Here is a 541-nt window from a genome sequence, read left to right as displayed (position 1 = left end):
CTTCAAGGACAAGGCGCCCCAATACAGTGTAGGCGCACTGTTCGTGGCCGAAAACCTATGGGATGACTGGAAGTCCATCCTCGAGCTCGTAGGAGCCGACTACATTCACCCTGACGACTCCGCACTGACCCGCGCGCAGGTGCAGGCGTTCCGCGAGGCCGGATACGGGGTGAACGTTTGGACGGTGAACTCCCCCGCGCGGGCAAATGAGCTTTTCAACTGGGGCGTGACCGGTATTTTCACCGACGTCGCACACCAGATGCTAAAGAAATAAACCCATCACATTTCGACTAAGAGAAAGAAATACAAATGGAAAGTGCAGCAGCTTCTGGAAAGAAGAGCCGCCTCCCGGCGTTTTTGCGCCGCGGCAAGGCCGCCCCGTTCCTAACGGTGGTAATGGCCGGTCAGCTAACGTACTCCGCATTCGAGGCATTCAAGGGATCGTTGATGATCCCACTGACCAACGTCCTTGGCATTTCGATTGGCCAGTTCGGTATCCTCATGGGCTGGCTAGGCATCGCGATGTTCCTTTACGTGCCAG

The 541-nt window shown here is 56.4% G+C and carries 1 protein-coding gene and 1 pseudogene; both read left to right on the top strand.

The annotated features are described in order from the left end of the window. On the top strand, window positions 1–274 hold a 274-nt coding region (locus HMPREF1627_RS00505; RefSeq protein ID WP_034500113.1), incomplete at its 5' end, for a glycerophosphodiester phosphodiesterase family protein. A gap of 35 nt (window positions 275–309) precedes the next feature. Continuing rightward, window positions 310–541 (top strand): annotated as a pseudogene (locus HMPREF1627_RS00500) (MFS transporter); the annotation flags it as partial.

It is taken from the genome of Actinomyces sp. S6-Spd3, from assembly GCF_000758755.1.
In the GTDB taxonomy this organism is placed as follows: Bacteria; Actinomycetota; Actinomycetes; order Actinomycetales; family Actinomycetaceae; genus Pauljensenia.
This window is presented reverse-complemented; position numbering and strand designations above follow the sequence as displayed.